Annotated in this window: 19 protein-coding genes; 9 read left to right on the top strand and 10 right to left on the bottom strand. The window is 66.1% G+C overall.

Annotated features, from left to right (window positions below; genetic code table 11):
- Nucleotides 1-17: 17 nt before the first annotated feature.
- From OEZ60_RS00330 to OEZ60_RS00305, 6 genes are all read left to right on the top strand, one after another.
- Nucleotides 18-1,532, top strand: coding sequence for a sulfatase-like hydrolase/transferase (locus OEZ60_RS00330; protein ID WP_263332050.1), 1,515 nt, complete (start codon nt 18-20; stop codon nt 1,530-1,532).
- Nucleotides 1,533-1,797: 265 nt separating this feature from the next.
- Nucleotides 1,798-3,837 (top strand): ABC transporter substrate-binding protein, encoded by a 2,040-nt coding sequence (locus OEZ60_RS00325; RefSeq protein ID WP_263332048.1) that lies wholly within the window; start codon nt 1,798-1,800, stop codon nt 3,835-3,837.
- Nucleotides 3,838-3,929: 92 nt separating this feature from the next.
- Nucleotides 3,930-4,937: an ABC transporter permease gene (locus OEZ60_RS00320; protein ID WP_263332046.1), complete on the top strand. Its 1,008-nt coding sequence runs from the start codon at nt 3,930-3,932 to the stop codon at nt 4,935-4,937.
- A 4-nt stretch (nt 4,938-4,941) separates the two neighbouring features.
- Nucleotides 4,942-6,090: an ABC transporter permease gene (locus OEZ60_RS00315; RefSeq protein ID WP_263332044.1), complete on the top strand. Its 1,149-nt coding sequence runs from the start codon at nt 4,942-4,944 to the stop codon at nt 6,088-6,090.
- Nucleotides 6,087-7,082, top strand: a complete 996-nt coding sequence (locus OEZ60_RS00310; RefSeq protein ID WP_263332042.1) for an ABC transporter ATP-binding protein — start codon at nt 6,087-6,089, stop codon at nt 7,080-7,082. The genes OEZ60_RS00315 and OEZ60_RS00310 overlap by 4 nt, the downstream gene beginning before the upstream one ends.
- Nucleotides 7,079-8,080: an ABC transporter ATP-binding protein gene (locus tag OEZ60_RS00305; protein WP_263332040.1), complete on the top strand. Its 1,002-nt coding sequence runs from the start codon at nt 7,079-7,081 to the stop codon at nt 8,078-8,080. The genes OEZ60_RS00310 and OEZ60_RS00305 overlap by 4 nt, the downstream gene beginning before the upstream one ends.
- On the opposite strand, the gene OEZ60_RS00300 is transcribed toward OEZ60_RS00305, so the two are convergent.
- Genes OEZ60_RS00300 through OEZ60_RS00290 form a run of 3 tightly spaced genes read right to left on the bottom strand, consistent with a single transcriptional unit; the run spans nt 8,077 to nt 10,199 of the window.
- Nucleotides 8,077-8,388 carry a non-heme iron oxygenase ferredoxin subunit gene (locus tag OEZ60_RS00300; protein ID WP_263332037.1) on the bottom strand — a complete coding sequence of 104 codons (312 nt, stop codon included), beginning with the start codon at nt 8,386-8,388 and terminating at the stop codon, nt 8,077-8,079. The genes OEZ60_RS00305 and OEZ60_RS00300 overlap by 4 nt on opposite strands.
- A gap of 10 nt (nt 8,389-8,398) precedes the next feature.
- Entirely contained in the window at nt 8,399-9,427 is a 1,029-nt protein-coding gene (locus OEZ60_RS00295) for a fatty acid desaturase (protein WP_263332036.1), read from the bottom strand.
- Nucleotides 9,428-9,437: 10 nt separating this feature from the next.
- Complete coding sequence (locus OEZ60_RS00290; protein ID WP_411709770.1) at nt 9,438-10,199, bottom strand: class II aldolase and adducin N-terminal domain-containing protein; 762 nt, start codon at nt 10,197-10,199, stop codon at nt 9,438-9,440.
- 111 nt (nt 10,200-10,310) lie between these two features.
- Between OEZ60_RS00290 and OEZ60_RS00280 the strand changes: the two genes are divergently transcribed.
- The gene (locus OEZ60_RS00280; RefSeq protein ID WP_290428492.1) at nt 10,311-11,189 is read left to right on the top strand and encodes a LysR family transcriptional regulator; all 879 of its coding nucleotides are present in this window, start codon (nt 10,311-10,313) and stop codon (nt 11,187-11,189) included.
- Between the two features lie 9 nt (nt 11,190-11,198).
- Here the strand turns inward: OEZ60_RS00280 and OEZ60_RS00275 are convergent, their stop codons facing one another.
- Nucleotides 11,199-11,864, bottom strand: coding sequence for an SOS response-associated peptidase (locus OEZ60_RS00275; RefSeq protein WP_263332034.1), 666 nt, complete (start codon nt 11,862-11,864; stop codon nt 11,199-11,201).
- A gap of 180 nt (nt 11,865-12,044) precedes the next feature.
- On the opposite strand from OEZ60_RS00275, the gene OEZ60_RS00270 reads away from it, so the two are divergent.
- Complete coding sequence (locus OEZ60_RS00270) at nt 12,045-12,347, top strand: putative quinol monooxygenase (protein WP_263332032.1); 303 nt, start codon at nt 12,045-12,047, stop codon at nt 12,345-12,347.
- A gap of 27 nt (nt 12,348-12,374) precedes the next feature.
- Here OEZ60_RS00270 and OEZ60_RS00265 read toward each other — a convergent pair whose 3' ends face one another.
- The 4 genes from OEZ60_RS00265 to OEZ60_RS00250 form a co-directional block, all read right to left on the bottom strand.
- Entirely contained in the window at nt 12,375-12,983 is a 609-nt protein-coding gene (locus OEZ60_RS00265) for a lytic transglycosylase domain-containing protein (protein WP_263332030.1), read from the bottom strand.
- Between the two features lie 103 nt (nt 12,984-13,086).
- A complete protein-coding gene (locus OEZ60_RS00260; protein ID WP_263332028.1) occupies nt 13,087-13,608 on the bottom strand; it encodes a helix-turn-helix transcriptional regulator in 522 nt (173 codons plus the stop codon).
- Nucleotides 13,605-14,141 (bottom strand): cytochrome b/b6 domain-containing protein, encoded by a 537-nt coding sequence (locus OEZ60_RS00255; RefSeq protein WP_263332026.1) that lies wholly within the window; start codon nt 14,139-14,141, stop codon nt 13,605-13,607. Before OEZ60_RS00255 ends, OEZ60_RS00260 begins: the two co-directional genes overlap by 4 nt.
- A gap of 55 nt (nt 14,142-14,196) precedes the next feature.
- A complete protein-coding gene (locus OEZ60_RS00250) occupies nt 14,197-14,445 on the bottom strand; it encodes a PepSY domain-containing protein (protein ID WP_263332024.1) in 249 nt (82 codons plus the stop codon).
- Nucleotides 14,446-14,692: 247 nt separating this feature from the next.
- On the opposite strand from OEZ60_RS00250, the gene ssb reads away from it, so the two are divergent.
- A complete protein-coding gene (ssb, locus tag OEZ60_RS00245) occupies nt 14,693-15,211 on the top strand; it encodes a single-stranded DNA-binding protein (protein ID WP_263332022.1) in 519 nt (172 codons plus the stop codon).
- Between the two features lie 99 nt (nt 15,212-15,310).
- On the opposite strand, the gene aroB is transcribed toward ssb, so the two are convergent.
- Together aroB and OEZ60_RS00235 are read right to left on the bottom strand one after the other, a co-directional pair.
- Nucleotides 15,311-16,426: a 3-dehydroquinate synthase gene (gene aroB, locus OEZ60_RS00240; protein WP_263332020.1), complete on the bottom strand. Its 1,116-nt coding sequence runs from the start codon at nt 16,424-16,426 to the stop codon at nt 15,311-15,313.
- Entirely contained in the window at nt 16,423-16,968 is a 546-nt protein-coding gene (locus OEZ60_RS00235; protein ID WP_263332017.1) for a shikimate kinase, read from the bottom strand. The genes aroB and OEZ60_RS00235 overlap by 4 nt, the downstream gene beginning before the upstream one ends.
- Between the last annotated feature and the right edge of the window lie 17 nt (nt 16,969-16,985).

The following is a 16,985-nucleotide window of genomic DNA, read 5'->3' as shown; positions in this document are numbered from 1 at the left end:
TGCCAAGGGGGGCCGGAATGGCTGCGACCGACAACATCCTGTTCGTGGTGATCGACCAGCTCCGGGCCGACTGCCTGTCCGGCGCCCTGGCCGGGCATGCCCGCCTGCCGAACCTCCGCGCGCTGATGGCGGATGCCGCGAGCTTCACGCGGCACTTCTCGGTGGCCAATCCCTGCGGCCCGTCGCGCGCCTCGCTGCTCACCGGCCAGTACGCGATGAACCACCGCTCGGTCCGGAACGGCACGCCCCTGCCGCATGACACGCCAAACCTCGCCACCGAGATGCGCAAGGCCGGCTGGCTGCCGCTTCTCTTCGGCTATACCGACGCGACGCCGGATCCGCGCGTCCACACGCCGGGCGATCCCGTGCTCAAGAGCTACGAGCAGGTGTTGCCGGGGTTTCAGGAGGCGGTCGAGATGCGGCTGGAGGAAAGCCTGCCCTGGCGCGCCGACCTGATGGCGAAGGGCTATGACGTGCCGCCCTACCCCGAGATCTTCCGCCCGACCGGTCCCAACCCCGACGATCCTGCGCTCTACCGTGCCGAGGACAGCGACACCGCCTTTCTCACCGACGAGACAATCCGCGCGCTCCGGGCCCGCGCGCCCGGCTGGTTCGCGCATCTGACCTATATCCGCCCGCACAATCCGCTGGTCGCGCCCGAGCCCTACAACCGGATGTACGATCCCGCGACGATCCCGCTGCCCGAGCGGATCGGCACGATCGAGGAGGAACAGGCGGTCCACCCGTTCATCGCCCCCTGCCACGCGAAGAACCCGATCTCAGGCATGGTCGAGGGCTTCCCGGACATGGAGCCGAGCGACGCCAACATCCGCAAGCTGCGCGCGATCTACCTCGGGCTGGCGACCGAGGTCGACTACCATCTCGGACGCATCATCGACTTCCTGAAGGCGACCGGCCAGTACGACCGGACGCTGATCGTCGTCACCGCCGATCACGGCGAGATGCTGGGCGACCGCTACATCTGGGCGAAATCGACCTATCACGACGCGGCCTATCACACGCCGCTGATCATCCGCGACCCGGCCCTGCCCGGCTCGTTCGGCACGAGCCACGACCACCCGACGGAATCCGTCGACGTTGCGCCGACGATCCTCGACCGGTTCGGCCTCGACGTGCCGCAGACGATGAACGGCCGGAGCCTGATGCCGTTCCTGCGCGGCGAGGAACCGGCCGGCTGGCGGCGCTTCACCTGGTCGGAACTCGATTTCGGCAACCCGGTCGAGCCGACGCCCGCGCAGACCACGCTCGGCCTAGACCCGGAGACGACGAACCTCGCCGTCTTGCGCGGCAAGGACCACACGCTGGTGCATTTCAACGGCGGCCTGCCGCCCCTGCTCTTCGATCATCGGGCGGACGGCGAGCGGCGCGACCTTGCTGGTGATCCGGCGATGCGCGAGACGCTCCTGAGCCTCTACCGGGAGATGACGGACCATCGGATGCGCCACGCGGCGAGCCGCTTCACGCGCACCATGATCACCGCCGACGGCGCAGTCACGGTGCCGCGTGAATGAAAGCCCTGAGATAGAATCGCCCGGCAGAAATGCAAACGGTGCAATTACTTGACGGCGTCTCTGTGGCGCGGACATACTCGTTCCGAGACGGAAGAACGACTGGATCGCGCACCCCGGGACCGTCCGCCGGTCACCGCGCGGTTTGAACATCAGAGGGAGGGAACTGGAGACACGCACCACTGCCGGCCGATCTCGGCATTCGGACTGAGGGCCGGATTCCAGGAAGAATAATAATTCATAAATAAGCCAAGCAACGGGAGAAATCATGAAACGACTACTTTTCGGCAGCGTCGCGCTGCTGGCATTTCCGATGGCCGCGGCGGCGAGCTGCCCCGGCATCACGGTCGCCGACATGGGCGGCATCGCCCCCGGCGCCTTCCCCCAGCAATACGACCTCGCGGACTTCCAGACGGCCGCCGGCTGCACGATGGAATTCACCGAGAACCCCGCGATCGCCGAGCTGAACGGCAAGATCCGCGGCAACCCCGAGATGCCGGCGCTCGCCGATCGCCTGCCCGAGGAACCGCTGGTCGTCGTGCCCTATGACGCGGTGGGCAAGTATGGCGGCACGCTCGATGCCCTGTCGAATGCCACCGAGGCCGGCACGTCGGACTTCCTCTCGGTTCGCCACGTCAACCTCGTGCGCTATTCCGACGACCTCGAGACCATTGTCCCGAACGTCGCCAAAAGCTGGGAATGGAACGAGGACTACACCCAGCTCACCTTCCATCTCCGCAAGGGCCACAAGTGGTCGGACGGCCAGCCCTTCACCTCGGCCGACGTGAAGTTCTGGTACGACAACCTCGCACTCGATCCGAATGTCAACGAGAAGCCGAAGGACTATGTCACCGTTGCGGGCGAACGGATGGAGGTCGAGACGCCCGACGATCTGACCGTCATCTTCAAGTTGCCGGCGCCGAAGCCGGGGCTTCTGGCCCATTTCGCCACGCATTTCGCGCAAGGGTTCCAGCCGAAACACTTCCTCGGTCAATTCCACCCCGACATCAACCCGGACGCCGACAAGCTGGCGCAGGAGATGGGCTTCGAGAACGGCTATGCCGTGATCATGGCCTATTTCGGCAATTCGGACTGGACCGACACGCCGACGCCGCAGCTGAACTCGCCCGACAAGATCGCGAAGATGCCGGCCGACACGATGCCCACGCTCGAAAGCCACATCGTCATCCGCGACACGACCGAGGGGCGGCACTTCGTGGCTAACCCCTATTTCTTCCAGGTCGACACGATGGGCCAGCAGCTGCCCTATATCAACGAACTGGACGAGGTCTATGCCAACGACCAGGAGGTCCGTCTGCTGAAACTCGTCAACGGCGAGGCCGACTACAAGACACAGTCGCTGCAACTCGCCGACGCGCCGATCCTCCTGGAAAACCAGGAGAAGGGCGGCTATTCGGTGCAGCTGAAGCCGAAGATCACCATACATGCGGTGTCCTTCAACGTCACATCGGCGGATGAAGAGAAGCGGAAGGTCTTCGGCGACCTGCGCTTCCGTCAGGCGATGTCGATCGCGATCAACCGCGAAGAGATCAACGAGACCGCCTATTTCGGCGAGGGCGTGATCCAGCAATATACCGGCTTCTCGCCGCTGCCGGATTACGTCGACCCGAAATGGAAGACCTTCGCGACCGAGTATGACCCAGACGGCGCCAAGGCGCTTCTCGACGAGGTCGGCGTCGTCGACAAGGACGGCGACGGGTTCCGCGACCTGCCGAACGGCGCGCCGCTGGTCTTGAACCTGCAGTTCGCGACGCAAGGTATCGCCGGCCAGGTCGTCGAACTGATCGGCCAGCACTGGGCCAATGTCGGCATCAAGACCACGGTGAAGGAGATCACGCCGGACGAGTACCGCTCGGCCCAATCCTCCAACCAGCTTGACGTGGGGCTTTGGGAAAAGGGCCAGCCGGTGGGCATCGTCCTTGGCAACAACGAGCTCTGGGTGCCGCCCTTCAACAACTACTTCGACCACCGAACCGGCATGCTCTGGGCCGAATGGGTCGACACCAACGGCGCGAGCGGCGTCGAGCCGCCCGATTACGTCAAGCAGATGATGGACGACATCAACACGCTGCAATCGGCGCCGTCGGGCACCGACGAGTTCAAGGCGACCGCGAACCGGCTGGTGGAGAACATGGTCTCGAACCTCCTCTTCATCGGCACGGCGCTGACACCGGACCCCATCTACCACCGCAACGCGCTGAAGAACTTCCCGGAGTTCAAGACGGCGTCCTACGAATACTACCGGACGTATCCGTATCGGCCGAGCCAGTGGTACTTCGACGAGTGATGTCGTGACTACCTGAAACCCGGCCGGGGCGGACCTGACTGTCCGCCCCGGCCGCAGAGGCCCGCTCTCGGACTGACAGGACGCGCATCCACATGGCCCAATTCGCCCAATTCGCGCTGACCCGCGCCTTTCTGGCGCTGATCACGCTTCTGACCGTCTCGCTGATCGTCTTCACGCTGATGGAACTTGTACCCGGCACCTGCGCGGAGCGTTACCTCGCCTTCAAGAACACCCAAGGCTCGCAGATCACCATCGCCGACATCGAGGCGGAGGAGAAACGCCTCGGCCTCGACCGGCCGTTCCCGGAGCGCTGGGGGAAATGGGTCTACAACGTCTTCGTCCACGGCGAGTTCGGCGACAGCTGCATCCTCAGGCTCAACATCAACCAGCTTCTGGCGGACAAGTTCTGGATCTCGCTCGGCATCTGCATGGCGGCGCTGATCCTGTCCTATGCGATCGCGGTGCCCATCGGCATCATATCCGCAAGCTCGACGAACCCCGTCACCAACAACTCTTTGAGGTTCGTGAGCTATCTCGGCCTCGCGCTGCCGAATTTCCTTCTGGCGCTCATCATCATGCTGATCTCGACGGTCCTCTTCGGCGACAGCCTGACCGGGCTCTTCTCCAAGGCATACCGCGACGCGGCCTGGAGCTGGGCGAAGTTCGGCGACTTCCTCTCGCGCGCCTGGCTGCCGGTCTTCATCCTCGGCTGGTCGGCCACTGCCTTCGCGCTGCAGACCGTTCGGGCGCTGATGCTCGACGAGATCGGTAAGCTCTATGTTACCGCCGCCTCGGCGCGCGGCGTCTCGGGCGCGAAGCTCCTCTGGCGCTACCCGGCCAAGCATTCGCTCGGGCCGGTGATCAACTCGCTCGGTTTCGACCTCAACCGGATCTTCAACGAACTGCCGATCGTGGCGCTGATCCTGACGCTGACCGAATCCGGCGCCCTTCTCTTTGAAAGCCTCGCGCGCTCCAACGACCAGCAGTTGGCCGGCGCGATCATCTTCCTTCTCACGGCGAGCATCGTGGCGCTGAACTTCGTCACCGACATCCTGCTCGCCCTGATCGACCCGCGCGTCCGCCGCGGCATGATGGGGTAAGCGCATGTTTGGACGCAGGAAAACCGCCGCCGGAATCGACCAGAGGGCCAAGGAGGCCTATTTCACCGCCTCGCAGGGGCAGCTCATCTGGGCACGCCTCAGGGGCAACCGCACCGCGATGATCGCCGCCTGGGCGCTTGTGATCATGATCCTGATGGGGCTCTTCGCGCCGTTCCTCTCGCCCTACGACCCGACCATCGCGGGCCGGGACGAGAACTACGAGAACGGCGCACCGCAGTTCCCGAAATTCTGGGACGAGAACGGCTTTTCCGCCCGCCCCTTCGTCTACGCGACCGAGCGAGAACGCTCGATCAAGACGAACTTTCGCTGGGTGGTGACGGAAAACCGCGACCACCGGCTCTACATGCGGTTCTTCGTTCGCGGATGGGACTACAAGCTCCTCGGCGTCATCCCCTCGAACATCCATCTCTTCGGTCTCGACGAGGGCGGCAAGATCCACCTCTTCGGCACCGATGCGAGCGGCAAGGACATCTTCGGGCGAACCCTGCACGCGATCTGGACCTCGCTCGCGGTGGGGACCCTCGGCGTCCTCATCTCCTTCGTGCTCGCTCTGGTGATTGGAGGGGTGGCCGGCTATTTCGGCGGCTGGATCGACTCGGTCCTGCAGATGATCACCGACGCGATCCGGACGGTGCCGTCGATCCCCCTCTTCATGGCGCTCGCGGCCTTCATGCCTGACCACTGGTCATCCGAGACGCGGTTCTTCTTCATCTCAATCATCCTCGGCCTCATCGGATGGCCGACGCTGGCGCGACGGATACGAACGCATCTTTTGACCGAGCGGACGCAGGAATATGTGCTGGCGGCCGAACTGTGCGGCGCCCCGCCGGGCCATATCATCCGCCGCCACCTGCTGCCCTCGTTCACAAGCTACATCATCGTCGACCTGATGATCTCGTTTCCCTACATGGTCCGGTCCGAGACCGCGCTCTCGTTCATCGGGCTCGGGCTCAAGGACCCGGTGAACTCGCTCGGCGCGCTGATGCAGAACGTCTCCAAGGCCGACGTGCTCCTGAACTACCAGTGGTATTTCATCCCCGTCATCTTCTTCGTGGCGCTGGTTCTCGCCTTCGTCTTCGTCGGCGACGGATTGCGCGACGCGGCTGACCCCTATTCGGATACCAAGAAATGACGGCACTGATCGAAGTCAAGAACCTGACCATCCAGTTCCGGACCGATGAGGGCCTGGTGACGGCGGTCGACGATGTGAGCTTTTCCATCGACAAGGGACAGGTGATGGGGCTCGTCGGCGAAAGCGGATCGGGCAAGTCGGTGACGGCCAAGGCGCTGATGAATCTGAACGCAAGGAACGCCGTTTACGGCCCCGAAAGCCGGATCACGCTGCACACCGAGGCCGGCCCGGTCGAGGTCCTGAAGCTGAAGACCGCGCGGGATCTGAAGATCGTGCGGGGCGGCGCGATCTCGATGATCTTCCAGGAGCCGATGGCGAGTTTCGCGCCCGCCATCACCATCGGCGACCAGATGGTCGAGCAGCTCCGGCTCCATGCGGAAATGTCGAAGGCCAAGGCGAAGGAAGTATCGGTCGAGATGCTCGACCGCGTCGGCATCTCCGACCCGTCCCGCCGCTTCGGGCAGTACGCGTTCGAACTGTCGGGCGGCATGCGCCAGCGGGCGATGATCGCGATGGCCTTGTCGACCAAGCCGAAGCTTCTGATCGCGGACGAGCCGACGACCGCCTTGGACGTGACGATCCAGGCGCAGGTGATCGACCTGATGAAAGACCTCGTGAACGAGTTCCACATGGGCATCATCTTCATCACCCACGACCTCGGCGTCATTGCCCAGACCGCCGACAAGGTCGCGGTCAAGTATCTCGGCCGGATCGTCGAGGAAGGCCCGGTGCGCGAGGTGATCCGCAACCCCAAGCACCCCTATACCCAAGGCCTGCTGGCCGCGTTGCCGAAGCTCGACGATCTCGACGCGCCGCTGACGCCGGTCGCGGGGGATATCCCCTCGCCGCTGGAGCGGCCGACGGGATGCGTCTTTCACACACGCTGCCCGAAGATCGTCGGCGATGTCTGCAAGACCGCCCTGCCCCATGACAGCCGCGTCGACGCCTCGCACCGGGTCGCCTGCCACATCCATGCGGAGGTCCCGGCATGAGCGAGACCCTGATCAAGGCCCGCGACCTCTCGGTCGGCTTCAAGATCGGCTCGGGATTCTTCGGCCGCTCGATCCTGAAGGCGGTGGACCATGTCGATCTCGACATCGAGAAGGGCTCGTTTTTCGGCCTCGTGGGCGAAAGTGGTTCGGGAAAGACGACGTTGGGCCGGGCGCTCCTGAAGGCGGTGCCGATCACCGGCGGGTCCGCGAGCTACGCCGACGGCGAGGTCGACTACGACCTCACGATACTCGCCGGGCCGGAGTTGAAGGATTACCGCAAGCGCGCGCAACTGATCTTCCAGGACCCCTACGCCGCGCTCTCGCCACGCATGACGGTCCGAGACATCATCGCGGAACCGCTGGAGGTCATGGGGCTGACCAAGACCCGCGAGGAGACCGACGCGAGGGTACGCCAGATCGCGGCCAAGTGCCGGCTGAACCTCGAGCATCTCCGGCGCTTCCCGCATGCCTTCTCGGGTGGCCAGCGCCAGCGCATCTCAATCGCCCGGGCGCTCGTCTCGGGACCAAAATTCGTGGTTGCCGACGAAAGCGTCGCTGCCCTCGACGTGTCGATCCAAGCCGATGTTCTCAATCTTCTGAAAGAGTTGCAGCGCGATCTTAAGATTACGTTCCTGTTCATCAGCCACGATCTCTCGGTCGTCGCCCATACCTGTGACCATGTCGCGGTGATGTATCTCGGACGGCTCGTCGAATCCGCGCCGACCCGCGAGCTCTTCAAGGCGCCGCGCCACCCCTACACCAAGGCGCTCTTCTCGGCGATCCCCTCGCTCGATCCCGACGACCGGGGCCGCGCCCAGAAACTGATCGGCGAGATCCCCTCGCCCACCAACCAGCCCTCGGGCTGCAAGTTCCACACCCGCTGCCCCCATGCGGTCGACCGCTGCAAGAAGGACGAGCCGATGCTGGAGCATCCCGGCGACGGGCACGAGGTCGCCTGCCACCGCTGGCGCGAGCTTCTGGAGAGCGCGGCGGCCTAGCCGACGGCGATAAAGACCTCGCCGTTCTCGATCCGCACCGGATAGGTCGCGAGATCGGTGCAGACCGGGGCCGACAGGGCCTTGCCGGAGGGGATGTCGAAGCGTCCGCCATGCAGCGGGCATTCGATGACGCAGCCGATCACCAGCCCCTCATCGAGGCTCTGATGCTCGTGCGTGCAGATGCCGTCGGTGGCGAAGAAGCCCTTCTCGGTGTTATAGATCGCGTAGCTGTGGCCGCCGTGATCCCAGCGGATCAGGTCCTCTTCGTCGATCTCGTCCGCCGCGCAGGCGCGAATCCATTGGGTCATGACGCTCGCCTCACATCGTCCGCTGTGCGACCCGCTCGACGCGGCCGCCCTCTGTGATCATGTGCGGCGCCTGCCGGATCGACGGCGCCCTGGTCGAAAGCCCCAGAGACCGCCTCAGCACGACCCCGAACACCTCGGCATTGGTGCGCCAGAAGCCGGGGTCGGGTTCGGGCACCTGCGCCTCGATCGCCTTGGCGAGTGTCGGCAGCGCATGGAACGGCACTTGAGGATAAAGGTGGTGCTCCACATGGTTGTTCATGTTCATGTAGAGGAACCGGCCGAGCCAGGAGGTGCGGAACGACCGCGTGCTGTCGAGGATCGAGGGCGAGTTTTCCTGCAGCTCGACATGCTGGGTGAGCGTGAAGAGCAGCATCACCGGCGCGCCGAGCATGCGCGGCAGGACGAGGAACCACAGGGGCCAGAGCTGGCCCGCCGCGATCAGGACGGCGATGGCGGCGTAGATCAAGAGAAATATCCGCGCGTTCCGCGTCATCTTCGGGAACTCGCCCGCCGGCGTCACGTCGCGCATCACGTCGGAGTAGCGTCCGAAGGCGAGCCGCACCATCACCGCCATGTGGAACCGCAGGAGCCCGAACCCGGTCACCTCGGCCAGCCAGCCCGAGAACCCCATCGGCGTGTCGAAGGGCATCTGGCTGTCCATGCCGACATGCCAGGTGAAGGTGTGGTGGTTGGTATGGGTGTAGCGGCGGTGGAGAGGCTCCTCCATGTAGATCAGCGAGGTGAGCCACAGCACCGCCTCGTTGAGCCAGCGGCTGCGGAAGGCGGTGCCATGCGCGGTTTCGTGGCTGAACGCATAGGCCGGTACGGTCAGGACCGTGCCGTAGACGAACATCGCCGGCCAGAGCCATGAAGTGCCGAGCGTCACCCAGACCAGCGCGCCGGTGGCGATCAGCGCGGCCGCCCACCGGGCGAGGTAGACGAGCCCCGGCCGGTCGCTCCGCGCCGCGATCTGCTTCAATAGCTTCTTGTCGAGCGTCACGCCGGACGAGGCGGCGTTGGTCGGCACGTAATCCGGCATGGCGCGCTCCTCAGCTCGCGTAGTCGTCGCCTTCGGTATCGAGGATGCGCCGGAGCTCGGCGAGGTGCTGGGTCGCGTAGCCCGGATAATCGTCGAGCTGGGCCGCGGTCGTCGAGGCGATCTCGTGGCTCAGCACCCTAAGCGGCCGGCCGGTCTGCAGCGCGCGGATATAGGTCTCGGCCGCGCGTTCGAAATAGTAGAGCCGGTTGAAGGCCTCGGCCGGCGTGGCACCGATCACCAGGACGCCGTGGTTGCCCATGATCATCACGGTGGTCTTCGGATCCTTGAGCAGCCCGGCGCAGCGTTCACCCTCGTCCCCGAGCGCGAGGCCGCCGAAATCCCCGTCGATGACGTGGCGCTCGTAGAACATCGCGGTGTTCTGGTCGATCGGCGGCAGCGTGCTGTCGGCAAGGCAGGCGAGCACGGTCGCGTGGATCGAATGGACATGCATGACACAGCGCGCATGCGGGACCAGCCGGTGAATCCCGCCATGCAGCCCCCAGGCGGTCGGATCGGGCGCGTCGGGCCGGTCCAGCGTCTTCGGGTCGTTGGCATCCAGAAGCAAGAGATCCGAGGCGCGGATCCGGCTGAAATGCATCTGGTTCGGGTTCATCAGGAACTGCGTGCCGTCCTCGTTGACGGCGAGGCTGAAGTGGTTCGCCACCGCCTCGTGCAGGTTCATGCGATAGGTCCAGCGGAAGGCCGCCGCCATGTCGCAGCGTTCCTGCCAGTGCGCGATATTCGCCCGCGCGGTTCCCGTCATCTCGTTCATTCCGTCCTCCCACGGCTGATGTGCAAGTCCTAGGCCAATCGGATCCGTTTACCAGCGATGAATTCGAGGCTATGCCATTAGAAAAGTTAATGCACGGGTTGCGCGCCCCCGATGTCCGGCCTGAACCTGCCCCCGTTGACCTGGCTGCGTGCCTTCGAGGCGGCCGCGCGGCACCTCTCGTTCACCCTCGCCGCGCAGGAATTGAACCTGACGCAATCGGCGATCAGCCAGCATGTCCGCAGCCTCGAATCCTGGCTCGGGCAGGATCTCTTCCACCGCCAGAGCCGGACACTTGCACTCACGGAGGCGGGGTCGAACTACCTGCCGATGGTGCGCGAGGCCTTCGCGACGCTCGCCCGCGGCACCCGCGCCTTCACCGGCGGCGAGCGCGGGCGGACGCTCCGGATCCTGTGCAACATGACCTTCGCCACCTGGTGGCTCGCGCCCCGGCTCGGCCAGCTTGCCGAGGCGCTGCCCTGGCTTACCCTGAACATCCAGACCGCCGTCTGGGGGGCCGAGAACGCGCCTGGAAACAGCGACATCGAGATCCGTTTCGGCCGGCGCGAGGACATGTCGGCAAGCGCCCGGCTGATCCTTGAGGAGACCATCACCCCGGTCTGCGCGCCCGGCTTCGCGGACGGCGCCCCGGACTGGCGGCGCGATCCCCTGTTCGACTGCGCAGGCGTCATGTCGAACTGGGAGACATGGCTGCAGGCCCAGGGTCACGACCTGCCGGCGGGGCGCAAGATCCACCTCGCCTCGACCTATGTCATCAGCCTTACCGCCGCGATCACCGGCCAGGGCCTCGCCCTTGCGCAGGGCTTCATGATCGACGGCATCCGCCGCACGACACCGCTCGCCGAGCCCTGGCCGCACCGACTGAAGCTCGTCGAGGCCTATTACCTGCTGCCGCCCGCTGGCCATGCCGAGACCCCGGCGACCCGTGCCTTCGCCGACTGGATCGAGGCGGAGATGCAGCGCGGCGTCTGACAGGGCGGCTCAGAGATCGAAGCCGTCGGCCTCGATCAGCTCGGGCCCGTCATCGGCGATACCGAAGGGCCGGACCCTGCGAGTCACGTAGCGCCCCGACCAGCCGGTCCCGAGCGTCGCCACCGCGTCTTCATCCGGTGTCGCGGCGTCGAGCCACGGCAGCAGTTCCTCCGAACTCAGGACCACCGGCATCCGCGGATGCAGGTGCCGGATCGACGGGTCGGCAGCGCGGGTGAGGATCGCGCAGGTCAGGCTGCCATCGGGACGCGCCGCCTTCAGGCCCGCGAAGAAAAAGACCGGCAGGTTCTGCTCGACCGTGATGAGCCAGGGCTGCTTGCGCCCCTTCTCGCCGGTCCACTCGTAATAGCCCGAGGCGGGCAGGATGCAGCGCCCCGCCGCCCAGGCGGCCCGGAACACCGGCTTTTCATGCGCGCTCTCGATCCGCGCGTTGAAGGTCGTGGCCTTCCACTCCTTCACCTCGCCCCTGTGCCAGTGCGGCACGAACCACCAGCGCGCCGCACCGGCCTCGAGCCCGCCCGCGCCGTTGAAGGCGAGGCTGACGGTCTCGGTCGGCTTGATGTTGTAGCTCACCCGGCCGGCCGCGCCGCGAATGACCGAGAGCGCGTCGTGATATTCGGCCCAGCTGCCGTCACCGAGGATGAATCGTCCGCACATGGCGACAGGGTAGCACCGGTGGCGGCCGGATCCATCCGTCGCAAGGGACGCCGCGCCGGATGGTGATAAGCACCTCTGCGCGCACGGTTCGGCCCGGTTTTCGCAAGAATACGCCGGCTTTCGCCTCCCCGGCGGTGGATTTCTCTTGCCTCACGCCGGAACGGTCCTACCTTCTTTTGCATGTCGCGCGTCAAGCTCTCGGGATTTCTGGTCTGCCGGTCTCTGGAAGAGGCCGACCGCATCTCAGGCCTCCTGGCTGATCACATCCGGCTCACTCGGGCCGAGCCCGGCTGCCTGCGCTTCGAGGTGCTGCGCTCCCACGCCGATCCCTGCCGCTTCGCGGTGGCCGAGACGTTCCGCGACCGGGCCGCGTTCGATGCTCACCAGAGCCGTGCCGCGGCGACGATCTGGGCGCGCGCGACGAAGGGGATCCCGCGCGACTACGTCATCGAGGAAGAGCCGGCCGCCACTGAGCGCCGCTGACGCCGGCCGCGGCACCGACGGGTCGGTTCAGATGCCGAGGATCGCCCGGACGTAACCCTTGGTCTCGGCATAGGGCGGCACGCCGCCATACTTGGCGACCGCCTCAGGCCCCGCATTGTAGGCCGCGAGCGCGAGTTTCCAGTTGCCGAAGCGGTCATACATCATGCGCAGGTAGCGCGCGCCGCCGTCGAGATTGTCGTGCGGATCGGTGGCGTTCACGCCAAGCCGCCGGGCCGTCGCCGGCATCAGCTGGGCAAGCCCCGTCGCCCCCTTGTTGGACACCGCCTTCGGGTTCCAGCCCGATTCCTGTTGCACGAGTCTCAGGAACAGGTCCTCCGGCACGCCATGCCTGCGCGCTGCCGTCTTGGCCGCGTCGAGGTAGAGCCCGCGATAGCGCCCGGAATAGGACGGGATTGACATTGACGACACCGGGCTCTTGCCGTTCGGCGTCAAGCGCGTCGAGGCGGCGTACTGGGTCGACGCGCGGCTGTCGAGCACCGCGGTCTGCTTGTGAAACTGCGCCAGCCGCGATCCCGGCAGGCTGCCTGACCTTGACAAGACCAGACCTTCGGCCTGCGCCGCCCCAACCGACGACACCACGGTCGCGGCCACGAATGCTGCCTTGGAAATACGCATCGGTCCCTCGTCCGGCACTTTTACCGCGCCGGACTATACCGAAATTTTCGCCGCCGAACAGGACTTTGCGCGGATCGCCACCTCAGGTTGCTCGTTTGCCATCTTAACTCTCCCTTTGCGCGATCCGGCCGCCGAGCAGCTCCTCGATCAGCAGGTTGACGAGCTGGGCGCGGCCACGGAGCCCGGCCTTGCGGTAGATCGCGTTCAGGTGGGTCTTGACCGTCGCCTCGGCGGAGCCTCGCAACTCGGCGATCTCGGCGATCGAGCAGCCCTTGATGGTGAACTGCGCGACGTCCGCCTCGGCCGGGGTCAGCTGCCACTGTTCGAAATAGCTCTCCATCACGTCATGCAGCGCGCCCGAGGCGACCGAGAGCGCGCGCTCGACATGGGCCTGCCGCCGCAGGAGCCGCACGAGATAAGCGCCCTCGAAGGCGATCCCGGCGATCAGGCCGAGCGTGGCGACAAGCTCGAGCACCATGTGCGGCCCCTGAAACAGCGAGTCGGGGTTGGTAAGGAGATCGGTGGTGGCGTCGAAGAGAAAGAAGGCGGCGCAGAAGCCCTGCACTGCCATGAGCACAAGGATCGCCGCCTGCCTGTCTTTGCCTGGGGCCGTGCCGTCGGTCATTCCTGCGTCCCGGTTGCCGGTAGGGTCTTGTAACCGGTCACCATGGATTTCGGAAGGTTGATCCCGAGCCTGCGGCTCTCGAACACGACCGCCGCGACATGGGCGAGGACCGAGATCTCTGCCCAGCGCACCGCGATCTCGTGCACCTCCTCGACCCATCTGCTGCCGAAGAAGCTGTAGGTCGTCATCACGTAGCCCGAAACGCCGATCACGAGGAGGACCGCGATCAGGTTGTAGATCATCAGCGCCCCGAGTGGCGAATGGCCGGCATGGATCCGGCGCCGTCCCGTCGCCATCTCCCCGAGCTGGCCGAGTGCCGCCCCGAGTGACGGCCGGAAGTCGGAAAAGCGCGCATGGAGCGATCCGACGAAGCCCCAGACGATCCGCAGCGCGACGAGCGCGAAAAGCGCGAGGCCGATCACCTCGTGGGGCTTGCCCTCGGGATCGGTCACGAGCGCGTTCGCCGTGAAGCCGGCGACGAGCGACCAGTGAAAGATCCGAACGAGGGGATCCCAGACCTTGATGATGTGCATGTTCTGCCTCCCTCCGCGGCCGGGCGGCGAGAAGGCTTCGCCGCCCGGAACCGGCTCAGCTGCCTTCCTTGCTGCGCACGATCTTCAGGTTGGCGTCGAGGTAGAGTTCGTAGGTCTTGCCGTCCTTCACGGCGTAGACCTCGATCATGCCGTCCTCGGAGTCGATCTTGCGGACCTCGTAGCCCTGGGCCTTGAGGTCGGCGGTGATCTTCGCCTGGGTCGCGGCATCGGGCATCGAACTCGCGACGGCGGGGAAGGCACAAGCGAGCGCGAGGGCTGCGGCGAGGGGGATCTTGCGGATCATGTCGGTCTCCCTGGTTGCCGGGGCGGTATGTCCCGGCTTTGGTGGTACGGATCTGGAGCCAAAACCCGCACCACGCCATTGAACCGCAGGACCAGAGGTCAGATGAGCGGGCGTCTGCACCCAAAGTTGCAGACCCGCCGGAGGCGCGGGCGGGCCGGAATTAGGGAAATCGCAACCATGTTGGCCTTCCATCGGCAGCGGCCGGATGGTCTAACGGGGCGAATGGAATCGCGAGGAGGATGTCCGCATGGCGGGATCGGTGAACAAGGTCATTCTGATCGGCAATCTCGGGCGCGACCCCGAGGTGCGGTCGTTCCAGAACGGCGGCAAGGTCTGCAACCTGCGCATCGCCACCTCGGAAAACTGGCGCGACCGCAACACGGGCGAACGGCGGGAACGGACCGAGTGGCACTCGGTCGCGATCTTCAACGAGAACCTCGTCAAGATCGCCGAGCAGTATCTGAAGAAGGGCTCCAAGGTCTATATCGAGGGCCAGCTCGAGACCCGGAAATGGCAAGATCAGTCCGGCCAGGACCGTTACACGACCGAAATCGTGCTGCGCCAGTTCCGGGGCGAGCTGACGCTCCTTGACGGCCGCGGCGAGGGCGGCGGCGCTGGCGGCGGCTACGAGGACGACCGCTCCGGCGGCTATGGCGGCGGTTCGGGCGGATACGGTGGCGGTTCGGGCGGCTACGGCGGCGGCAGCCAGGGCGGCGGCGGCGGTGGCGGCGGCCGCTCCGATCTCGACGACGAGATTCCGTTCTGATTGGCTGCTGACGACCACGGCGCGTGGGGGCGCTGCCCCCACACCCCCGGGGTATTTCGGCAATGAAGAAGAGGAGGCGTTCGCTCCGGGCGGGCGTCCTCAGCGGCGGGCGAGTGCTTCGCCCAGAACCTTGCGCACTGCCTCGCCCGGCACGTCGGAGGTCACGAAGGCCTCGCCGATGCCGCGGGCGAGGATGAAGCGCAGCCTGCCGTCGACGATCTTCTTGTCCTGCGCCATGAGCGCGAGGAGCGCCTCCGCATCGGGCAGGTCGCCGGGAATGTCGGCGAGATCGGTCTTCATCCCCATCGCCTTCAGATGCGCGCGGACCCGGCTCGGGGCTTCCTGCGAACAGAGACCGAGCCGCTGGCTGAGTTCGAAGGCGAGCGCGCAGCCGATCGCGACGCCCTCGCCGTGGAGGAGCCGGTCGGAATAGCCGGTTGCGGTCTCGAGCGCGTGGCAGAAGGTATGGCCGAGGTTGAGGAGCGCGCGATCGCCCTCCTCGGTCTCGTCGCGCTCGACGATGCGGGCCTTCATCTCGACCGAGCGGCGCACCGCGTATTGCCGCGCGGCCATGTCGCCGGCGGCGAGCGCGGGACCGTTCGCCTCGAGCCAGTCGAAGAAGGCCGCGTCGCCGAGAAGCCCGTATTTCACCACCTCGCCGTAACCCGAGAGGAAATCGCGCGCCGGCAGCGTGCCGAGCACGCCGATGTCGGCGAGCACCAGCGCGGGCTGATGGAAGGCGCCGATCAGGTTCTTGCCGTGGACCGAGTTGATCCCGGTCTTGCCGCCGACCGAACTGTCGACCTGCGCGAGAAGCGAGGTCGGGATCTGGACGAAGCGCACGCCGCGGCGCAGTACCGCGGCGGCGAAGCCCGCGAGATCGCCGATCACGCCGCCGCCGAACGCGACCACGATGTCGCGCCGCTCGACCTTCTCGGCCAGGAGCCAGTCGACCGCGCGCGAGAATTGCGGCCATCCCTTGGTCGCCTCGCCTGCCGGCAGCGCCAGCGCGGTCATCGCGATATCGTCGAGACCCTCGCGCAGGGCGTCGAGATGGAGCTCTCCCACCGTCTCGTCGGTCAGCACCGCGACCCGGCGCCGCTTGAGGAACGGTGCGATCTCCGCCCCCGCGCGGGCGAGAAGCCCGGCGCCGATGCGCACGTCGTAGCTGCGGCTGCCAAGATCCACGTGGACGGTTTCGGTCGTGTCGGTCATGCGGTCTCCAGAATGTCGGGGCGTTCGGCCAGCGCGGCGATCACCTGACGGGCCATGTCCTCGATCGAGTATTCGGCCCGCGCGTCGACGATCACGCCTGCCTCGGCATAGAGCGGCGCGCGCTTGTCCAGAAGTGCCGCCAGCGTCCCCTTCGGGTCGGCGGTGCGCAGGAGCGGCCTTGTGTTCTTGTGGCGCACCCGCTGCCAGAGAAGCTCCAGATCCGCCCGGAGCCAAACCGAGACGCCCTTCGCAGCGATCAGCTTGCGGTTCTCGGCCGACAGGAAGGCGCCGCCGCCGGTCGACAGGATGCAGGGCGGTCCGGCGAGAAGGCGCGCCAGCACCTCCGATTCGCGGGCGCGGAAGAAGGGTTCGCCGTCGCGTTCGAAGATCTCGGCCACGGTCCGGTTCGCGGCGCGCACGATCTCCTCGTCGGAATCGAGAAACCCGACGCCGAGCAGCCGCGCAAGCGCCGTGCCGACCGCGGTCTTGCCCGCCCCCATCATGCCCACCAGCACGACCGTCTTTTTCAGCCTTTGCCGCACTCGGTGCCTCTCACCCC

Source organism: Albidovulum salinarum (genome assembly GCF_025673475.1).
In the GTDB taxonomy this organism is placed as follows: Bacteria; Pseudomonadota; Alphaproteobacteria; order Rhodobacterales; family Rhodobacteraceae; genus Albidovulum; species Albidovulum salinarum.
Note: the sequence above shows the minus strand (reverse complement) of the source record. Positions and strands in the feature narration are given on the sequence as shown.

Bases quoted from the DNA above. Each gene is read 5' to 3' on its own strand.
- OEZ60_RS00325 (WP_263332048.1), top strand. From the start codon at position 1,798: ATGAAACGACTACTTTTCGGCAGCGTCGCGCTGCTGGCATTTCCGATG.
- ssb (WP_263332022.1), top strand. From the start codon at position 14,693: ATGGCGGGATCGGTGAACAAGGTCATTCTGATCGGCAATCTCGGGCGC.
- OEZ60_RS00280 (WP_290428492.1), top strand. From the start codon at position 10,311: ATGTCCGGCCTGAACCTGCCCCCGTTGACCTGGCTGCGTGCCTTCGAG.
- OEZ60_RS00300 (WP_263332037.1), bottom strand. From the start codon at position 8,388: ATGACCCAATGGATTCGCGCCTGCGCGGCGGACGAGATCGACGAAGAG.
- OEZ60_RS00305 (WP_263332040.1), top strand. From the start codon at position 7,079: ATGAGCGAGACCCTGATCAAGGCCCGCGACCTCTCGGTCGGCTTCAAG.
- OEZ60_RS00270 (WP_263332032.1), top strand. From the start codon at position 12,045: ATGTCGCGCGTCAAGCTCTCGGGATTTCTGGTCTGCCGGTCTCTGGAA.
- OEZ60_RS00295 (WP_263332036.1), bottom strand. From the start codon at position 9,427: ATGCCGGATTACGTGCCGACCAACGCCGCCTCGTCCGGCGTGACGCTC.
- aroB (WP_263332020.1), bottom strand. From the start codon at position 16,426: ATGACCGACACGACCGAAACCGTCCACGTGGATCTTGGCAGCCGCAGC.
- OEZ60_RS00255 (WP_263332026.1), bottom strand. From the start codon at position 14,141: ATGCACATCATCAAGGTCTGGGATCCCCTCGTTCGGATCTTTCACTGG.
- OEZ60_RS00315 (WP_263332044.1), top strand. From the start codon at position 4,942: ATGTTTGGACGCAGGAAAACCGCCGCCGGAATCGACCAGAGGGCCAAG.
- OEZ60_RS00320 (WP_263332046.1), top strand. From the start codon at position 3,930: ATGGCCCAATTCGCCCAATTCGCGCTGACCCGCGCCTTTCTGGCGCTG.
- OEZ60_RS00260 (WP_263332028.1), bottom strand. From the start codon at position 13,608: ATGACCGACGGCACGGCCCCAGGCAAAGACAGGCAGGCGGCGATCCTT.
- OEZ60_RS00275 (WP_263332034.1), bottom strand. From the start codon at position 11,864: ATGTGCGGACGATTCATCCTCGGTGACGGCAGCTGGGCCGAATATCAC.
- OEZ60_RS00250 (WP_263332024.1), bottom strand. From the start codon at position 14,445: ATGATCCGCAAGATCCCCCTCGCCGCAGCCCTCGCGCTCGCTTGTGCC.
- OEZ60_RS00330 (WP_263332050.1), top strand. From the start codon at position 18: ATGGCTGCGACCGACAACATCCTGTTCGTGGTGATCGACCAGCTCCGG.
- OEZ60_RS00310 (WP_263332042.1), top strand. From the start codon at position 6,087: ATGACGGCACTGATCGAAGTCAAGAACCTGACCATCCAGTTCCGGACC.
- OEZ60_RS00290 (WP_411709770.1), bottom strand. From the start codon at position 10,199: ATGAACGAGATGACGGGAACCGCGCGGGCGAATATCGCGCACTGGCAG.
- OEZ60_RS00265 (WP_263332030.1), bottom strand. From the start codon at position 12,983: ATGCGTATTTCCAAGGCAGCATTCGTGGCCGCGACCGTGGTGTCGTCG.